Origin of the sequence: Hoeflea sp. 108, assembly GCF_000372965.1 — a bacterium.
GTDB lineage: Bacteria > Pseudomonadota > Alphaproteobacteria > Rhizobiales > Rhizobiaceae > Aminobacter.
Genome location: NZ_KB890024.1, coordinates 2,910,302 through 2,927,150, shown reverse-complemented (window position 1 = coordinate 2,927,150; position 16,849 = coordinate 2,910,302). Strand labels below are relative to the sequence as shown.

Genomic DNA, 16,849 nt, shown 5'->3' with positions numbered 1-16,849 from the left:
ATTGCGGGGGAGCGGCGCTCCATCGCGTCTCCTGCAATCCATCGCAGGGCACTGTCTGCGGCCCTTCGCACCGGGCGAGGGAACACGAGCTGCGGGTTCCTCAAATAGCTGGGTATCCCTACGGGTCAGCGGCGCTTGCTCGGCCGCGCGGTTTCCATTCCGCCATGAAATGGCTATGAAGCTATTGGATTGAAGCCTGCTGTGCGCCGATTCCGGCGCAGCCTTCCTCATCTGTGGACCGGCCCATGCGTTTGTCGCGCTACTTCGTGGTGTCGCTGGCCAGCGCCTTCGGGCGCCTGGGGGGCGCCGCATGAGCCAGACCACCGCAGACAGGCAGGCTGGCGCCGGACCGTTTTCGGGTTTCGAGCGCATGGTGGCGTGGCGCTATCTGCGTTCGAAACGCAAGGAAACGGTGATCTCGGTCATCGCTTCGATCTCCTTCCTCGGCATCATGTTGGGCGTCGCTACGCTGATCGTCGTGATGGCGGTGATGAACGGTTTCCGAGCGGAGCTGCTGTCGCGGATACTTGGCATCAACGGCCATCTCATCGTCACGCCGACCGACATGCCTCTGGAGGACTATGCCGAGCTTGCCCGGCGGATCGATGGCGTTCCCGGCGTCAAATACGCAATTCCGCTGATCGAAGGCCAGGCCCTTGCGCAAGGCAATGTCGGTTCCGGCAAGGGTGCTCTCGTGCGTGGCATTCGCGGCGAGGATCTTGGCAAGATCACGCTCGTTGCCAACAACATCAAGCAGGGTTCCCTTGACGGCTTCGACATGACTGGCGGCGTCGCAATCGGCCGCCGCATGGCCGACAATCTCGGCATGGTGCTGGGTGACACCATCTCGTTGACATCGCCCGACGGCGACGTCACCTCGCTTGGCACGACGCCGCGCCAGCAAGGTTATCCGGTGACGGCGATCTTCGATGTCGGCATGTCCGAATACGACAGCTCGTTCATCTACATGCCGTTGTCTGAAGCGCAGACCTACTTCAATTCGGAAGGCAGGGCGCAGAGCCTCGAGGTCTATCTCGACAATCCCGACGATGTCGAAGCGATCAAGCCAAAGGTGGACGAGGCAGCGCAGAGGCCAATCTTCCTGATCGACTGGCGCGAGCGCAACCAGAGCTTCTTCTCGGCGCTGCAGGTCCAGCGCAACGTCATGTTCATGATCGTGACGCTGATCGTGCTCGTTGCCGCGCTCAACATCATCTCCGGGCTCATCATGCTGGTGAAGGACAAGGGGCACGACATCGCGATCCTGCGGACGATGGGCGCGACGCGCGGGGCGGTCATGCGAATCTTCCTGATGACGGGCGCTGCGATCGGCACTGCCGGTACTATCGCCGGCGTCCTGCTCGGCGTCGTCATCTGCCTCAATGTCGAGCACATCAGGCAGTTCTTCTCGTGGCTTTCGGGCACAGTTCTGTTCAATCCCGAGCTCTATTTCCTCAACCAGCTGCCTGCCAGGATGGACCTGGGCGAGACCATTTCGGTGGCGGTGATGGCGCTGGTGCTGTCGTTCCTGGCGACCCTGTTCCCGGCATGGCGGGCCGCCAATCTCGATCCGGTCGAAGCGTTGAGGTACGAGTGACGGGGCGAGCCGCAACGCCTGACGCTGGTGCGCCAGCCGGGCCTTGCCGGCCTGACCGCCATCGACAACCACGAGCTCGTCGCCCGTATGGAGCGGCTCGTCACGCTGGCCGACGGCAGAGGGGCATGCGCGCTGCGCCGATCCTTTTGCCTTCCGGGTGGTGGTCCGGTGTCGGCAATCGTCCGACACCGCGTTGGGTGCGGGCAGGGCCGCTCTCCCTTGGCCTTGCATCCTGGCCGTCTCATGCCTGACCGGAATGTATGGCTGGTAGCGCGCCTGCTGTTGAGTGATGCCTCGCTGTCGCGCCAATGCCCTTGATTCAACTCGGCATGTGGATCTGTGCCCCGGCGATACCAGCAGCGTGTTCGTTAACGAACGGACCGGGCCGTCAATCCTTCATTTACCGTCGATTCGCTTGCCGCCTCAACCAACGGCCGGAACGCAACCGGGCGCGTTGACATTTGAACAAAATTAGAACAAATTGAGAACATATTAAAAACAGGAGCGAGTTATGACCGATCTGATCCAGGATGTCGTCTCGATGGTGTGCATGAGCGCCTTCCTCGTCACCATGGCCATGTGGATCGGCGCGCTCTGAGGAGGCGTCGTTCCGGGCGGTCGATTGCCGCTCTCCAGTTTGCCGTTGAGGGTGTCGGGCCATGGCCCGGTACCGAAATGAAAATGCCGGCACAAGCCGGTTGGGCCCGGACAGATGGAGCCGGGCAATCAGCTGACAATCAGACCTGAGATCAGGCTGTCTTGCGAACGGTGTCGGCGTCAGCTTCCGACGGACCGAAGATGTTCTCGAAAGCCGCTTTGAGCGCCACGTCGACGTCGGCCATGGTGACCGGCAGGCCGAGGTCGACCAGGCTGGTCACGCCATGGTCGGTGACGCCGCATGGGACGATGCCCGAGAAATGCCCGAGCTCCGGCTCGACGTTGATGGCGATGCCGTGGAAGCTGACCCAGCGCCGCAGCCTGATGCCGATGGCTGCGATCTTGTCCTCGGCGGGCGAGCCGTCGGGCAGGGGCGGGCGGTCCGGCCTGACGACCCAGACGCCGACGCGGTCCTCGCGGCGTTCGCCCTTGACGTTGAAGGCGGCGAGCGCCTCGATGATCCAGGCCTCGAGGGCTGCGACGAAGGCACGGACGTCTTCCCGGCGGCGCTTGAGGTCGAGCATGACATAGGCCACACGCTGACCTGGCCCATGATAGGTGTATTCGCCGCCGCGGCCCGTCTTGAACACCGGAAAGCGATTCGGCTCGACCAGGTCTTCTTCCTGCGCGCTGGTGCCTGCCGTGTAGACCGGCGGATGTTCGACCAGCCAGACAATCTCACCTGCAGTGCCCAGGCGAATTGCGTCCGCGCGCTGTTCCATGAAGGCGAGCGCCTCATCGTAGGGCGTCAGGCCGGGTTCGATTCGCCATTCGACGGGCGTGGAGCCCGTCAGGGGAAGAAACGACGTGGCGATCAGGCTGCGTTCGGTCATTTTCGGGGTCCGATTCTAAGTCTGATATGGCTGTTCAGGCCGCTTGCGTCCAGTGCAAAGGACTTTCCGCGCCGCACGACACAGGCAGACGCCTTGGTTCCCCTGGGGCATGCAAGAATGATTGCAGAATATCGCTTGGGGCGCTTGTTTCCCCGGAAACGATTTGCTACATGCCGCGAGCCGGTTCGGACCGGCCCCTGTCGTGACGTGCGGTCGTGGCGGAATTGGTAGACGCGCAGCGTTGAGGTCGCTGTGGGGCAACCCGTGGAAGTTCGAGTCTTCTCGACCGCACCAACGAACTAGGTTCAAAAAGGCGCTGTAAGTATCCAATACTTCAGCGCCTTTTTTGTTACCTGATTTTCCGTTACCTCTCGTGTCAGCTGCGGATTGCTGGTTGCCTGGTCGGCCGGATCTGCATGCATGCCGCCATGGCGCTCATGGATCTCCGACGCTGTTCGACGCCGAAAGTGCCCCGGGCCAAAATCAAAAAAGCCCGGAGCGATGGCTGTCGCTCCGGGCTTTTTGTTATCGGCTGACGTCAGCTTCAGCGCCCGCGCCAGGCAAGCAGCCTCATTGCATTGGCCGTGACAAGCACGGTTGCGCCGGTGTCGGCGAGGATCGCCGGCCACAGGCCGGTGATGCCGGCGATGGTCGTGACCAGGAACACCGCCTTCAGGCCGAGCGCGATGGTGATGTTCTGGGTGATGTTGCCCATCACTGACTTGGAGAGAGCGATCATGTCGGGGATGTCGCCGACACGGCCATGGAGGATGGCTGCATCTGCGGTCTCCAGCGCGACATCGGTGCCGCCGCCCATGGCGACGCCGAAATCGGCGGCGGCAAGTGCGGGCGCGTCGTTGATGCCGTCGCCGACCTTGGCAACGATCTGTCCCTGCTGCTGCAGTTCACGCACGATGCGCTGCTTGTCGTCCGGCAGCAGGCCGGCGCGTACCGAAATGCCCAAGCCTTTGCCGATGGCGCGTGCCGTGGCCTCGTTGTCTCCGGTCAACATCACCGTTGCGATGCCTTCTTCCTTGAGCCGGGCGAGGGCGGCGATTGCGTCGGGGCGCGGCTCGTCGCGCATGGCGAGCAGTCCGATCGTCCTGCCGTCGGCGAGCAGCACCGAGACCGTCTTGCCCTCGGCGTTGAAGGCAGCGATCTGGTCCTTGAGCTCGCCGGACAGAGTGGCCATCTCGTCAGCGGCCTTGGGGGAGGCCAGGAAGACTTCTTCGCCGCCGACCTTGCCGGTCACACCCTTGCCGGCGACTGCCTTGGCAGCTGCCGCAGGTGGGATCGGCACGCCATCGGCCTTGGCGCGGCCGAGAATGGCGAGTGCGAGGGGGTGGCTGGAGCCGGTCTCGAGCGCCGCCGCCAGCGACAGCACCTTGGCTTCAGGACGGCCTACTGCGACGATATCGGTCACCTTGGGCTTACCTTCGGTCAGCGTGCCGGTCTTGTCGAGCGCTACCGAGGTCACCCGGCGCATGCCTTCGAGCACAGCACCTCCCTTGAGCAGCAAGCCGCGGCGGGCGCCGGCGGACAGGCCGGCGGCGATTGCCGCGGGCGTCGAGATGACCAGAGCGCAGGGGCAACCGATCAGAAGGATGGCGAGGCCCTTGTAGATCCATTCCTGCCAGTCGCCGCCAGCAAACAGCGGCGGCATCACCGCTACTAGGGCGCCGACGACGAGCACTGCGGGAGTGTAGTAGCGCGAGAAGCGGTCGATGAAGCGCTCGGTCGGCGCCTTGCTCTCCTGGGCCTCCTCGACCAGCTGGATGACGCGGGCGATGGTGTTGTCGGCCGAGGTCGCGGTGACACGCACCTTGAGCACGGCATCGGTGTTGATGGTGCCGGCAAAGACCTGATCGCCGACGCTCTTCAGCTTGGGAACGCTTTCGCCCGTCACCGGCGCTTCGTCCAGCGTGCTCGATCCCTCGACCACGGTGCCGTCGGCGGCGACGCGATCGCCGGGGCGGATCAGGATCACCGAACCGAGCGCAAGCGATTCAGCCGGGACCTCGCGCGTCGTGCCGCCGTCCTCGACCAGCGCGGTCTTTGGGACCAGGTCGGCGAGGCCGCGGATGCTGGCGCGGGCGCGGCGAGCGGCGACGCCTTCAAGCAGCTCGCCGATGAGGAACAGCAGCACCACCATGGCCGCTTCCTCGGTGGCGCCGATGAAGACCGCACCCACCGCGGCAATCGTCATCAGCGTTTCGATGGAAAACGGCGTGCCGGTGATGGCGCCTGCATAGGCGCGCCGGGCGACGGGAATCAAGCCGACGGCCAGCGCCACCAGAAACGCCCAATGGCCGAGCTGCGGCATCAACTGGCCGATGGCATAGGCAGCGATCAGTGCCGCGCCGCAGGCAATGGTCATCCTTGCCTTGCGGGTTTTCCACCAGGGGCCGTCGTCGAGGTCGAAATGGTTGTGGCCTGTGTCCGCCGACTCGGCCGCCGCAGGACCGTGATCGTGGCCTGAGTGGTCGTGTCCGGCGTGGTCGTCATGATCGTGCTTATGATCATGGCCGGCATGGTCGTCGTGAGCATGTCCGGAATGATCGTGCCCCGAATGATCGTGCCCCGAATGATCGTGGTCGTGGCTGCAGTTCGGACCGTGTTCGTGTGCCTTTGCCTTGGGCTCGGCGGTTCGTGCCGCGCCGAGCGAGGCGACGGAATAGCCGAGCGCCTTGACCTGCCTGGAGATTTCGGCCGACGGTGCCGGGCCGCGGTGGGACACGGTCATGGTGCCTGCCGAGACAGAGATGCCGACCTCGGTGATCCCGGGAAGGCGGGTCACTGCGTTCTCGATCTTGGTGGCGCAGGAGGCGCAGTCCATGCCGCCGACGCGAAAACGCGTCTTGCCGATGCTGGCATCGTTCATTTCAGGTCCTTTCAATCCTATATGTGCTGATGCTAGAATCTCTAGCCGCTAGAGGATCAAGAGGTTTTTCGAGATGAACATTCCGATTGGCGAATTGGCTCGACGCACCGGGGTAAAAGTGCCGACGATCCGCTTCTATGAGCAGATCGGGCTGATCGCAGAGCCGCCGCGGACCGAGGGCAACCAGCGCCGCTACGGCAAGACGGAGATCGACCGGCTGAACTTCATTCGCCATGCCCGCGAGCTGGGGTTCGAGGTTGACCACATCCGCGAATTGCTGGCCATGTCGCAGGAGCCCCAGGCCTCGTGCCACCAGGCCGACAGCATCGCCCAGTCCCATCTGCTGGAGGTCGACCGGCGCATCGAGAAGCTGAAGCGGCTGCGCGGCGAGCTTGCCCGCATGATCGACGAATGCGGCCATGGCCGCATCTGCGACTGCCGCATCATCGAGGTTCTGGCCGACCATGGCCACTGCGCAACCGAGCATGTGGCCTGATTGAGACAGGCGAAAAATGCCTGTGCCGCATGTTCGCCCCGGGGCGCATTTCATTTGATGTTTCGGCAGTTTGCGGGCTAGGGGTAAGGCGTTTCGAATCCCGAAAATCCGCTCGCGGGAAGCGCCGATGGAAGCCCAGCAAGATCATATGCACGGCGCCGCCGCCGCAGATGCCTCCGCCGAAATCTACGGCGAGGACGGGGTTATCCTTGCCTCGTTCCTGGCGCATATCGGCGCGGCGATCGCCGACCGTGACACGCTCACGCTGAAGCGTGACGTCGCCGGGCTTCACCAGTCCGAACTCGGCGACCTGCTCGAAGCCTTGCTGCCCGAACAGCGCCTGGCGCTGGTCGAGCTCATGGGGTCGGACTTCGACTTCTCGGCGCTGACCGAAGTCGACGAGGCGATCCGCCTCGACATCGTCGACAACCTGCCCAACGAGCAGATCGCCCAGGCGGTGCAGGAATTGGATTCCGACGACGCCGTCTACATTCTGGAAGATCTCGACGCCGAGGATCAGAACGAGATCCTGGCGCAACTGCCCTTCACCGAGCGCATCAGGCTTCGGCGCTCGCTGGATTACCCGGAAGAATCGGCCGGCCGGCGCATGCAGACGGAATTCGTCGCGGTGCCGCCGTTCTGGACCATCGGCCAGACCATCGACTATCTGCGCGACGACAAGGACCTGCCGGAGCGTTTCAGCCAGGTTTTCGTCATCGATCCGACCTTCAAGCTGCTTGGGGCGGTCGACCTGGACCAGATCCTGCGCACCAAGCGGGCGGTAAAGATCGACGAGATCATGCACGAGACCCGCCACGCGATCCCGGCGACAATGGACCAGGAGGAGGCGGCGCGCGAGTTCGAGCAGTACGATCTTCTGTCCGCTGCCGTCGTCGATGAGAACGAGCGATTGGTGGGCGTGCTGACCATCGACGACGTGGTCGACGTCATTCAGCAGGAGGCCGAAGAAGATCTTCTGCGCATGGGCGGCGTCGGCGACGAAGAGCTGTCGGACACGGTCGCATCCATTTCGAAGTCGCGCGTGCCGTGGCTGTTCGTCAATTTGTGCACGGCCTTCATTTCGGCTTCCGTCATCAGCATGTTCGGCGCGACGATCGAAGAGATGGTGGCGCTGGCGGCGCTGATGCCGATCGTCGCCTCGCTCGGCGGCAACGCCGGCACCCAGACGATGACGGTGACCGTGCGGGCGCTGGCGACGCGCGATCTCGACATCTACAATGCCGGCCGCGTCATTCGCCGCGAGGTCATGGTCGGACTGCTCAACGGCACCATCATCGCCACGCTTCTGGGGCTGGTCGCCGGCTTCTGGTTCCACAATGCCGACCTTGGCTTCGTCATCGCTGCTGCGATGATCGTCAACATGCTGGCGGCCGCGCTCGGCGGCATCCTGATCCCGCTGCTGCTTGACAAGCTCGGTGCCGACCCGGCGATCTCGTCGTCGATCTTCACGACGATGATCACCGACGTGATCGGCTTCCTTGCCTTCCTGAGCTTTGCCACATGGTGGCTACATCTTGGTGCAGGCGCCGGCTAAAGGCCGTTCCGAATTGACTTTTACGTAAGTCGCGTGCGAGACTCCCTACGGACTTGTAGCAATTTCGGCTGCGCGGCCGCCTGGTCGCCCGGCATTACCGGCATGGCCGAAGCCCGGCAGTCCTTGAGGCGGCGCGACATCGCCCCGTCGGGTGGAGCACAGATGCGGGAATATTACTCGATCACCGAACTGACCCGCGAATTCGACATCTCGACGCGGACTTTGCGCTTTTACGAAGACGAGGGGCTGATCCAGCCGGTGAGGCGTGGCCGGACGCGCCTGTTCAAGCCGTCGGACCGGCACCTCATTCGCCAGATCATGCGTGGCAAGCGGCTCGGTTTTTCCATCAACGAGATCCGAGAGATCATCCAGATGTACCGGGAGCCCCCGGGCGAGGTCGGTCAGCTGAAGCTTATGATCAAGCGCATCGAGGAGAAGCGCGAGGACCTGCGCCAGAAGCGCCGCGATCTCGAGGAGACGCTGGCCGAACTGGACCAGGCCGAGGAGTCCTGCGTCGAGCGCCTGGTGGAACTCGGCGTCACGACCTGAGTCAGGATCGCCAATCGCCCTCTGCTCGCAAGCTGAATCTGGATTCAGCCGTAATCCATTGCCTGCTCTTGCTTTTTGGAAAGCCGGCCGGCCTTGCTATATCCAGCGGCGAACGCGTTTGGTGTAGTCGATGTATTTCTTGCCGAACCGGGACTGGAGGTGCTTCTCCTCGCGCTCGATGGCCAGTTTTTGCGTAGCGAAAGCGGCTATCAGCGCCAGGGCGATGAACCACAGGCTGCCGCTGACCATGCCGATGCCGATCATCAGCAACGTGTTGCCAAAGTAGATCGGGTTGCGGGTGAAGGAGAACGGGCCATCCATCACCAGGTGGTCCGAAGCCTTGTCCGGCCTGATGGTGGTGTTGCCGCGCCTCAAGGCGCGTATTGCCGAAACCTCGATGGCGACGACACCCAGTATCACCAGCCAGCCGGCGGCGAAGAGCAGGTCCGAGATCGGCTCGGTGATCCAGGGCAAGGGATAGAGCAGGGTGAGCACGATGGCGATGGCAATCGCCAGCAGGTAGATGATCGGCGGCCACGGCACTCGGCTGGGGGCTGCCTTGATGTCGGTCATTGTGCTCCTCCCACGGGTGTCTGGCTGTCCGTACTGGCGGAGCACATGGCGGCGGTGTCGCCGACATGCGCCTTCAGTTCGGGGCTCTTGTCCGATGCATAGAGGCGATCGAGCGAATCGTCCTTCTGCAACTCGTCGAGCATGCACACACAGTAGCGCGAGCAGAATTCGGTGTCGCGGCTCTGTTGGCAAGACACCTGACACGACTTGAGGAAGCCGACTTCGCGGGTCTCGACAGGGGCGGGGAAGAACTGCGCCCAGGCCCAGACCAGCGAAATCAGCACCGGCTGGTGGATGAGATAGAAGGCAAGGCTGTGGCGGCCGAAGAAGCCGAGCGGCTTCGACCAGATGCCGGGCTTGAGCCGCGCCAGCCTTTCGAACAGGCCTGCTTTCAACGCCAGTCCAGCCAGGCCCATGCCTGCCAGCACCGCGCCGAACCATGGGAAGACAGGCACGAAGTCGTTGGAGCGGGGAGCGACGGTGTTGAGGCCGACCCAAAGCAGGGCAGGATGGTTGAAGACGTCGTTGCGCAGATAGTTGGGGGCGACGATCACCAAGGCTGCGGCGACGAGCGTCAGCAGCGGCGGCAGGCGTAGGAAAACAAGGCCGACGACGCTGGCAAAGGCGATCTGGTGCAGGATGCCGAAAAAGATGAAGGTATCCGGCATGGCATACCATGTCGCGCCGGTGATGACGGCGGCGGCGGCAACCACCATCGCAAGCCGTTTCCAGAAGCCGCGCCAGCGGATGCCCTTGGCGTGGGCGAGCACCAGGCTTACGCCAACGAGGAAGAGGAAGCTCGAGGCGATCGAGCGGGCGAACAGCTTCCAGCCGCCGAAGGCGGTCATGCCGGGATCGGCATAGCCGAAGAACTCGAGATCCCAGGCGAAATGGTAGATGGCCATGGCGATGAGCGCTGCACCACGGGCGATGTCGATCACCTGGACGCGTGGCGTTTGGGCTTGAACTTGGTCGGTGGTCGGTTGCATCGTCATGGCCATTCGCTTCGGCTTTCGGGTGTTTCGCCGCCCATGCAGCACTATCATGGTTGAAGCGCGGCAACAGAGGGACTAGCCAACGTCATGCACAGGGTTCGGGGATGTCGGCAATGAACGGTCGCGTGATGTCGTTGACCGAGGAGCTGGTGGCGCGCTGCCACCGCGAGGTGGCGGATGCCGGTCCCGATCCCGACGCCCAGCATCTCGACGACGCCGATTATGCGCGCATGATCGACGAGACGCTGGCGGCCAATCCCGAGGAGGGGCCGCTGTGGCTGTTCGCCTATGGCTCGCTGATCTGGAAACCCGAGGTCGAGCATGCCGAGGAGAGGGTGGCGCTGGCGCGTGGCTGGCATCGTTCGTTCTGCATCAACATGACCCGCTGGCGCGCGACAAAAGCCGAGCCCGGGCTGATGATGGGCATGGATCGCGGCGGCCAGTGCAAGGGTGTGGCGCTGCGGCTGATGGATGGCGACCGGCGCGAGCAACTCGACAAGCTCTTCCGTCGCGAGATGACGCTGAAACCCTCGACCTACAAGCCGCGCTGGCTGACGCTGGCCACCGATCAAGGTCCGTTGACCGCGCTTGCCTTCGTCATCAACCGCGAAGGCCATGCCTATGCCGGGGCGCTCGGCGAAGACGAGGTTGTGAATCGGCTGGCCACGACTTGCGGTCATTGGGGCTCGGCGGCCGACTATCTCTACAATGTGGTCAAGAACCTGGAGCAGCGTTCGATCCACGACCGGCACCTGTGGCGGCTGCAGCATCTGGTGGCGGAACGAATCGCCGCGCGTGCCTGATCGCAGGAACGCCGCATTCGAGCGCTGCGGCGTCGGAATTTGGTTTGCCGCCCCATGCTTTTGTTTCTATAGTCGCAGCCGTCGTCGGTTCCAGTTTTTGGAATCAAGAGGGAATGCGGTGAGGGAGTTTTTGCCCAAAGCCGCGGCTGCCCCCGCAACTGTGTGCGGTTAGCTCTCCCCAAAGGCCACTGAAGCTTGCTTCGGGAAGGCGGGGAAGGGTGTCGATCCGCAAGCCAGGAGACCTGCCGGCGACGAAGACTTTATTCTATGCCCTCGGGTGGAGGGTGAAAGGACATTGAAATGAACACGGTTACTTCCGCACTCGGCACTGGCGTTTCCTCCCAGTCGCGCGCGATGCAGCTGGCGATGGCCGCGCTGCTCGGCATCTTCGTTGTTGGCTTCCTCGGGTTCTCGCATATGGAAGTGGTGCACAATGCTGCCCACGACTATCGCCACTCGATGGCTTTCCCCTGCCACTAACGAAGGCAATCCAACCATGTCTGTCTTTCGCAACGTCGTGTTCATCGCGGCGATCAGCGGCCTATTGGCCGGCGTGATCCTGGCCGCGCTCCAGACCTATTCAACCGACCCGCTGATCTTCAAGGCGGAGACCTATGAGAACGCCGGCGGCCACGATCATGCCGCTACACCCGCTCAAGGCACCGAGGCGACCGCACCTGCCACTACCGCGCAGTCGACTGCGCCTGCTGTCGTCGCACAGGTCCCGGCCGAGGAAGAAGCGTGGGCGCCTGCCGACGGCTTCGAGCGCTTTGCCTATTCGGCACTCGCCAACATCATCAGCGGTATCGCCTTCGGCCTGATCCTGGTCGCCGTTTCAGAGTTCGCCGGTGGCATCGCCAACTGGCGCCAGGGTGTCTTCTGGGGTTTTGCCGGCTTTGCCGTGTTCACCCTGGCACCCGGCCTCGGCCTGCCGCCAGAACTGCCGGCGATGCCCGCAGCCGATCTTGTCTCGCGCCAGATCTGGTGGATTTCCACGGTCGTCGCCACCGCTGCAGGCCTTGCACTGATCGCCTTCAGGAAATCGTTGCCGCTGGCGATCCTCGGCGTGGCGCTGATCGTTGCACCGCACGTCATCGGCGCACCGCAGCCCGAAAGCCACGACTCGCCGATCCCGGCCGATCTGCACCACAGCTTCGTCGTCGCCGTCACCATCTCCAATCTGGTGTTCTGGGTGGTTCTGGGCGCTGTCGCCGGCTTCGTGCGCAGCCGTTTCATGGGCGAGCAGCCGCAGGCGCTGAACGGTCGCCTTGCCTGAGACGCTGACATTCCTGCTCGGCGGCGCGCGCTCCGGCAAGAGCGCGCATGCCGAGCGGCTCATCACGCAGTTTCCTGCGCCGTGGACGTATATCGCCACGGCGCAGGCCTATGATGACGAGATGCGCGAGCGCATCTCCATTCATGTAGGGCGCCGTGGTGACGGCTGGCAAACGATCGACGCGCCGCTCGATCTGGTGGGCGCACTCGCCGGTCTGCCTGACGGCGCGCCCGTGCTCGTCGACTGCCTGACACTCTGGCTCACCAATCACATGCTGGCGGAGCACGATGTCGCTACCGAATGCGCGGCGCTTATCGAAACGTTGTCGCGTCCGCGCGGGCCGTGGTTTGTGGTGTCGAACGAGGTCGGGCTCGGCATCGTGCCCGACAATGCGCTGGCCCGCCGTTTCCGCGACGATGCCGGCAGGCTCAATCAGAAGGTGGCGGCTGTTGCCGACGAGGTGCTGTTTTTGGTCGCCGGCCTGCCGATGAAGGTGAAATGATGAAGACGATCGACGAGCAGGAAGCCGAGCGCCACAAGGCCAAGATGGCCAAGCGCAAAGCCGTGCAGGATGCCGAGGTCGCCGCCAAGACCATCGTCGAGAAGGGGCTGTTGATCGTCAACACCGGTCCCGGCAAGGGCAAGTCGACCGCCGCCTTCGGGCTGGCGCTGCGCATGTTGGGCTATGGCCACCGCGTCGGTGTGGTTCAGTTCATCAAGGGCGCCTGGCATTCGGGCGAGCAGGACGCGTTTGCCGCCTTCGGCGACCGCGTCGTCTGGCACACGATGGGCGAGGGCTTCACCTGGGAGACGCAGGACATCAAGCGCGACATTGCCGCCGCCGAAGCCGCCTGGGTGAAGGCGCAGGAGCTTCTGGCCGATCCAAGCATTTCGCTTGTCGTGCTCGACGAACTCAACATCGCGCTGCGCTACGATTATCTCGATCTGGACGCGGTCGTCTCGACGCTCAAGAACCGGCGCGAGGGACTGCATGTCGTGATCACGGGTCGCAACGCTAAGCCTGCGCTGGTCGAGGCTGCCGATCTCGTCACCGAGATGGGGGCCACCAAGCACCACTTCGCGGCCGGCGTGAAGGCGCAGAAGGGCATCGAATTCTAACTCAGAGCCAGAAGACGAGACCAACAAGGCCGATTGCGCCGACGAGAATGGCATCGGCCGTCCAGTAGAGGCGCAGCGCCGAGCGGATATCCTGGGCATTGGCTTCGCGACGGCCGCCTGCACCCATGAAGGCGTCCTCGACCATTACGCCGCCATAGGCGCGCGGACCCGCCAGCGCCAGGCCGAGCGCACCAGCCATGGCGGCCTCGGGCCAGCCGGCATTGGGCGAGCGATGTTTGTTTGCGTCGCGCCACACGGCGTCCCATGCGGCCCTCGGATCGGCGCCCGGCACGAAGTAAGCGGCGAGCACGATGGCGAGTGCGGTGAGGCGTGAGGCTGGCAGGTTGATGAGGTCGTCGAAACGCGCCGCCGCCCAGCCGAAGGCCTCGTGGCGCTTGGTGCGGTGGCCGATCATCGAATCGGCGGTGTTGGCGGCCTTGTAGGCAGCGCCACCGGCGAAACCGCCGATGGCGAGCCAGAAGGCGGGTGCGGTGATGCCGTCGGAGAAGTTTTCGGCGAGGCTCTCGATGGCCGCGCGGCTGACGCCGGCTTCGTCGAGGCGCTCGGGGTCGCGGCCGACGATCTGCGACACGGCCTTGCGGCCGGCAACGATGCCGCCGCTGTCGAGTGCGTCGGCAACCGCCTTCACGTGGCTGCCGAGACTGCGCTGGGCGACGAGACTGGAGGCAGCGATGGCCGTGAGCAGCATGCCTAGAGGCAGCAGGCCGAACAGGCGTTCGAGCGCGAAAGCGATCGTGGCGGGCACGACGACAATGACGAAGAGGGCGACCACGCCCCAGATGCGGCGCACGGCGTCGGTATCGGTGGCTCGGTTGAGGCTAATGTCGAGAAAGGATATCAGCTTGCCGATCCAGATCACCGGATGGCCGATCTTGCGGACAAGCCGGTCCGGATAGCCCAGACCGAGTTCAACCAGAAGCGACAGGAAGGCGAGCGGAAAAGACATGACGCTTCTTGCAGGACGTAGGACAGGGACCGTGGACCACGGCGGCAGCCTGGAACGGGCGAGGGCGCTGTTTCCGGGAGCGCCCGAGCCGTTCGTCGACCTGTCGACCGGGATCAATCCGAACTCCTATCCGCTTTTCGAGCTGCCTGCCACCGCCTTGTCGCGGCTGCCCGAGCCGGGCCGGGCGCGCGACCTCGCAGTGGTCGCCGCCACCGCCTATGGCGCACCGTCGGCGGCCAATGTGGTTCCGGCGCCGGGCACGCAGATTCTTCTGCCGCGCATCGCTTCACTGGTGCGTCCGGGGCGCGCCTTCGTGCTCGGGCCGACCTATCAGGAACATGCGCGCGCCGCGGCTATCGCGGGACATCAAGTGGCCGAGGTCAAGGATTTCAGCCAGCTTTTCGACGCCGATCTCGCTGTGGTGGTCAATCCGAACAATCCGGACGGTCGAGTCGTCCAGCGCAAGGAGTTGCTGGAGCTGGCGGCCAGTCTGCGCGCCCGCGGCGGGCTTCTGGTCGTCGACGAGGCCTTCATGGATGTCGGCCCGCAGGCGCAGAGTCTCGCCGGCGACGTCGATCTGGGCGGCCTCGTCGTGCTACGCTCCTTCGGCAAATTCTACGGACTTGCAGGGGTTCGTCTTGGCTTTGCGCTGACGCATCCAGACATTGCCGGGCGACTGGAGGAGGAACTGGGGCCGTGGTCGGTGGCGGTGCCGTCGCTCGAATATGGAATCAAGGCGCTTTCGGACATGGACTGGCAACGCGAGATGCGGACGACGCTGGCGCATGCCTCCCATCGCCTCGACCAGGCTTTCGCTCGCGCCGGCGTGATCGTCACCGGCGGCACGTCGCTGTTCCGTCATGTCGATATTCCCAACGCCGCAGGCCTGTTCACGGCGCTGGGCCGCGAGGGCATTCTGGTGCGCAGCTTTGCCGATCGACCGACGCAATTGCGCTGCGGTTTGCCGGGCCACGAGGTCGAGTGGCGGCGGCTGGATGTGGCGCTGGGCGATTGGGCACAGGAGCGGGGCGAGGCGAAGAAGGAGGCGGCGCGGTGATTTATGTCTGCCCGCTGTCGAAGGTTGACGACACGGTCACCCGCATAGGTGCGGAGCGGCTGATCTCACTGCTGTCGGCCGGGACGGAGATGATCCGGCCAGTGTCGATCCGCGCTGAAAACCACCTGCTGATGAACATGCACGACATTGCGACCGAGCAGGACGGCATGACGCTTCCCGGCGAGGTCCACGTGCGGCAGTTGCTGGCCTTCGCCCGCGCCTGGGACCGCTCGCGCCCGCTGGCGATCAACTGCTGGGCCGGCGTCAGCCGCTCGACGGCTTCGGCCTACATCATCGCGGCGGCGTTCGATCCCAGCCGCGACGAGGCGGAGCTTGCTGCGCTGTTGCGGCAGCTTTCGCCGACGGCGACGCCCAATCCGCGCCTGATCGCGGTGGCGGACCAGATTTTGGGGCGCAACGGGCGAATGGTGTCAGCAATCGCCGCGATTGGGCGTGGCGCCGATTGTTTCGAGGGCGTGCCGTTCGGGTTGGAGGTCTAAGCCATCAAACCCCAAAGCCTATGGTGAGCCTGTCGAACCGCAGGTGCTGGGGCATGCTGAACTGGGCGCCCTCGTGCTTCGACAAGTTCACCATGTGAGGGCAACCGCGTGGCAGCCCTCAGGCGATCCACTCCGTCAGCTTTGCCTTGCGGATGTCCTGCAGCAGTTTGACGAAGCCAGCAGCCTGATGCGCGGCCGTCAGCCGGCCTTTTTCGGCAGTCGCAGCGAGCGCGTTGCCGACCACGCCATGCGGGTTGAGGTCGCTCGCAATCCACGAGAAGCCATGAGGTCCGTGTGAGCGCAGCAGGTCGAACGTGCCTTCGGCGCGCTCGAAGCTCGAGGCAAAGTCCTGGGCCTTGGCCATGTCGACCAGTTCTGGACGGAAATGCAGCATCAGCGAGGTCTCGACGTCGCCGCCATGGATGCCGAGCTGAATCTCGCGAGCCGGGTAGAGGCTGTCGGGGTGTCCGAACCTGCTCCAGCTCGAGCGCACCGAAAGTGCTGCGAAACGCAGGCGCAGCTCGCGCGAGACGATGCCCATCACCTCCTCGTTGCCGCCATGCGAGGTGACGAACACGAATTTGCGGATGCCCGTGCGGGCGACCGAGGCGCCGAGTTCGGTCCAGGCTTCGACCAGCATGTTGGCCGGCAGGCTGAGCGTTCCGGGCGCGTGGATGTGCTCATCGGATTTGCCGACCGCCTGGATAGGCAGGAAGCGGACGTCGAGGTCGTCGGGCAGATAGGCAAAGGTCTCGGCCAGCATGCCTTCCATGATGGACAGGTCGGTGGAGACGGGCAGATGTGGGCCATGCTGTTCGATGGCAGCGACGGGGATGACGGCGATCGTCGCCTCTGGGTCGAGACCGGTGAAATCGGCCGCCTTGAAGTCGCCCCACCAGACGCGTCGCTGCTTTTTCGTCACTGCCCGGCCTCGCCGCATGAATTCGCCTCCGCCTGAATATGTCAGCGCGGGCGATTTTGTAAGGGGCGG

At 64.2% G+C, this 16,849-nt stretch carries 17 protein-coding genes, 1 tRNA gene, 1 pseudogene and 1 riboswitch; of the genes and pseudogenes, 13 read left to right on the top strand and 6 right to left on the bottom strand.

The genetic code is table 11. From position 1 onward, the window contains the following. The first annotated feature begins 310 nt into the window (after window positions 1-310). Window positions 311-1,597, top strand: coding sequence for a lipoprotein-releasing ABC transporter permease subunit (locus B015_RS0114535; protein ID WP_018428439.1), 1,287 nt, complete (start codon window positions 311-313; stop codon window positions 1,595-1,597). Between the two features lie 24 nt (window positions 1,598-1,621). Next, window positions 1,622-1,717: pseudogene (locus B015_RS33850) on the top strand (ABC transporter); the annotation flags it as partial. A gap of 629 nt (window positions 1,718-2,346) precedes the next feature. Here B015_RS33850 and lipB read toward each other — a convergent pair. Next, window positions 2,347-3,087, bottom strand: a complete 741-nt coding sequence (lipB, locus tag B015_RS0114525) for a lipoyl(octanoyl) transferase LipB (protein ID WP_018428438.1) — start codon at window positions 3,085-3,087, stop codon at window positions 2,347-2,349. Between the two features lie 209 nt (window positions 3,088-3,296). Between lipB and B015_RS0114520 the strand changes: the two genes are divergently transcribed. Continuing rightward, window positions 3,297-3,381 (top strand) — tRNA-Leu (locus B015_RS0114520). Window positions 3,382-3,631: 250 nt separating this feature from the next. Here B015_RS0114520 and B015_RS0114515 read toward each other — a convergent pair. Further along, a complete protein-coding gene (locus B015_RS0114515) occupies window positions 3,632-5,968 on the bottom strand; it encodes a heavy metal translocating P-type ATPase (RefSeq protein WP_018428437.1) in 2,337 nt (778 codons plus the stop codon). 73 nt (window positions 5,969-6,041) lie between these two features. Between B015_RS0114515 and B015_RS0114510 the strand changes: the two genes are divergently transcribed. From B015_RS0114510 to B015_RS0114500, 3 genes are all read left to right on the top strand, one after another. Beyond that, a complete protein-coding gene (locus tag B015_RS0114510) occupies window positions 6,042-6,464 on the top strand; it encodes a helix-turn-helix domain-containing protein (protein WP_026227288.1) in 423 nt (140 codons plus the stop codon). Between the two features lie 127 nt (window positions 6,465-6,591). Then, window positions 6,592-8,019, top strand: coding sequence for a magnesium transporter (gene mgtE / locus B015_RS0114505; RefSeq protein ID WP_018428435.1), 1,428 nt, complete (start codon window positions 6,592-6,594; stop codon window positions 8,017-8,019). A gap of 162 nt (window positions 8,020-8,181) precedes the next feature. Further along, a complete protein-coding gene (locus B015_RS0114500) occupies window positions 8,182-8,568 on the top strand; it encodes a MerR family DNA-binding transcriptional regulator (protein WP_018428434.1) in 387 nt (128 codons plus the stop codon). A gap of 96 nt (window positions 8,569-8,664) precedes the next feature. On the opposite strand, the gene B015_RS0114495 is transcribed toward B015_RS0114500, so the two are convergent. Then, window positions 8,665-9,141, bottom strand: coding sequence for an isoprenylcysteine carboxylmethyltransferase family protein (locus tag B015_RS0114495; RefSeq protein WP_018428433.1), 477 nt, complete (start codon window positions 9,139-9,141; stop codon window positions 8,665-8,667). Continuing rightward, a complete protein-coding gene (locus B015_RS0114490; protein ID WP_026227287.1) occupies window positions 9,138-10,136 on the bottom strand; it encodes a DUF1624 domain-containing protein in 999 nt (332 codons plus the stop codon). The genes B015_RS0114495 and B015_RS0114490 overlap by 4 nt, the downstream gene beginning before the upstream one ends. A gap of 113 nt (window positions 10,137-10,249) precedes the next feature. On the opposite strand from B015_RS0114490, the gene B015_RS0114485 reads away from it, so the two are divergent. From B015_RS0114485 to cobO, 5 genes are all read left to right on the top strand, one after another. Further along, on the top strand, window positions 10,250-10,939 hold the full coding sequence (locus B015_RS0114485; protein WP_018428431.1) for a gamma-glutamylcyclotransferase: 690 nt from the start codon (window positions 10,250-10,252) through the stop codon (window positions 10,937-10,939). 68 nt (window positions 10,940-11,007) lie between these two features. Further along, window positions 11,008-11,204: riboswitch (cobalamin riboswitch) on the top strand. Window positions 11,205-11,239: 35 nt separating this feature from the next. Further along, complete coding sequence (locus B015_RS0114480; protein WP_018428430.1) at window positions 11,240-11,419, top strand: CbtB-domain containing protein; 180 nt, start codon at window positions 11,240-11,242, stop codon at window positions 11,417-11,419. Window positions 11,420-11,435: 16 nt separating this feature from the next. Next, window positions 11,436-12,215, top strand: a complete 780-nt coding sequence (locus tag B015_RS0114475) for a CbtA family protein (protein WP_018428429.1) — start codon at window positions 11,436-11,438, stop codon at window positions 12,213-12,215. Next, a complete protein-coding gene (gene cobU / locus B015_RS0114470) occupies window positions 12,208-12,717 on the top strand; it encodes a bifunctional adenosylcobinamide kinase/adenosylcobinamide-phosphate guanylyltransferase (protein WP_018428428.1) in 510 nt (169 codons plus the stop codon). The genes B015_RS0114475 and cobU overlap by 8 nt, the downstream gene beginning before the upstream one ends. Continuing rightward, a complete protein-coding gene (cobO, locus tag B015_RS0114465; RefSeq protein ID WP_018428427.1) occupies window positions 12,717-13,334 on the top strand; it encodes a cob(I)yrinic acid a,c-diamide adenosyltransferase in 618 nt (205 codons plus the stop codon). The genes cobU and cobO overlap by 1 nt, the downstream gene beginning before the upstream one ends. Before the next feature lies 1 nt (window position 13,335). On the opposite strand, the gene cbiB is transcribed toward cobO, so the two are convergent. Next, window positions 13,336-14,301 (bottom strand): adenosylcobinamide-phosphate synthase CbiB, encoded by a 966-nt coding sequence (gene cbiB, locus B015_RS0114460; RefSeq protein WP_018428426.1) that lies wholly within the window; start codon window positions 14,299-14,301, stop codon window positions 13,336-13,338. Here cbiB and cobD point away from each other — a divergent pair. Both cobD and B015_RS0114450 read left to right on the top strand, forming a co-directional pair. Then, complete coding sequence (cobD, locus tag B015_RS0114455) at window positions 14,300-15,358, top strand: threonine-phosphate decarboxylase CobD (RefSeq protein WP_026227286.1); 1,059 nt, start codon at window positions 14,300-14,302, stop codon at window positions 15,356-15,358. The two genes, cbiB and cobD, sit on opposite strands and share 2 nt — an antisense overlap. Beyond that, window positions 15,355-15,858, top strand: coding sequence for a tyrosine phosphatase family protein (locus B015_RS0114450; RefSeq protein WP_018428424.1), 504 nt, complete (start codon window positions 15,355-15,357; stop codon window positions 15,856-15,858). Before cobD ends, B015_RS0114450 begins: the two co-directional genes overlap by 4 nt. Before the next feature lie 118 nt (window positions 15,859-15,976). Here the strand turns inward: B015_RS0114450 and B015_RS0114440 are convergent, their stop codons facing one another. After that, window positions 15,977-16,780, bottom strand: coding sequence for a creatininase family protein (locus tag B015_RS0114440; protein ID WP_018428422.1), 804 nt, complete (start codon window positions 16,778-16,780; stop codon window positions 15,977-15,979). Between the last annotated feature and the right edge of the window lie 69 nt (window positions 16,781-16,849).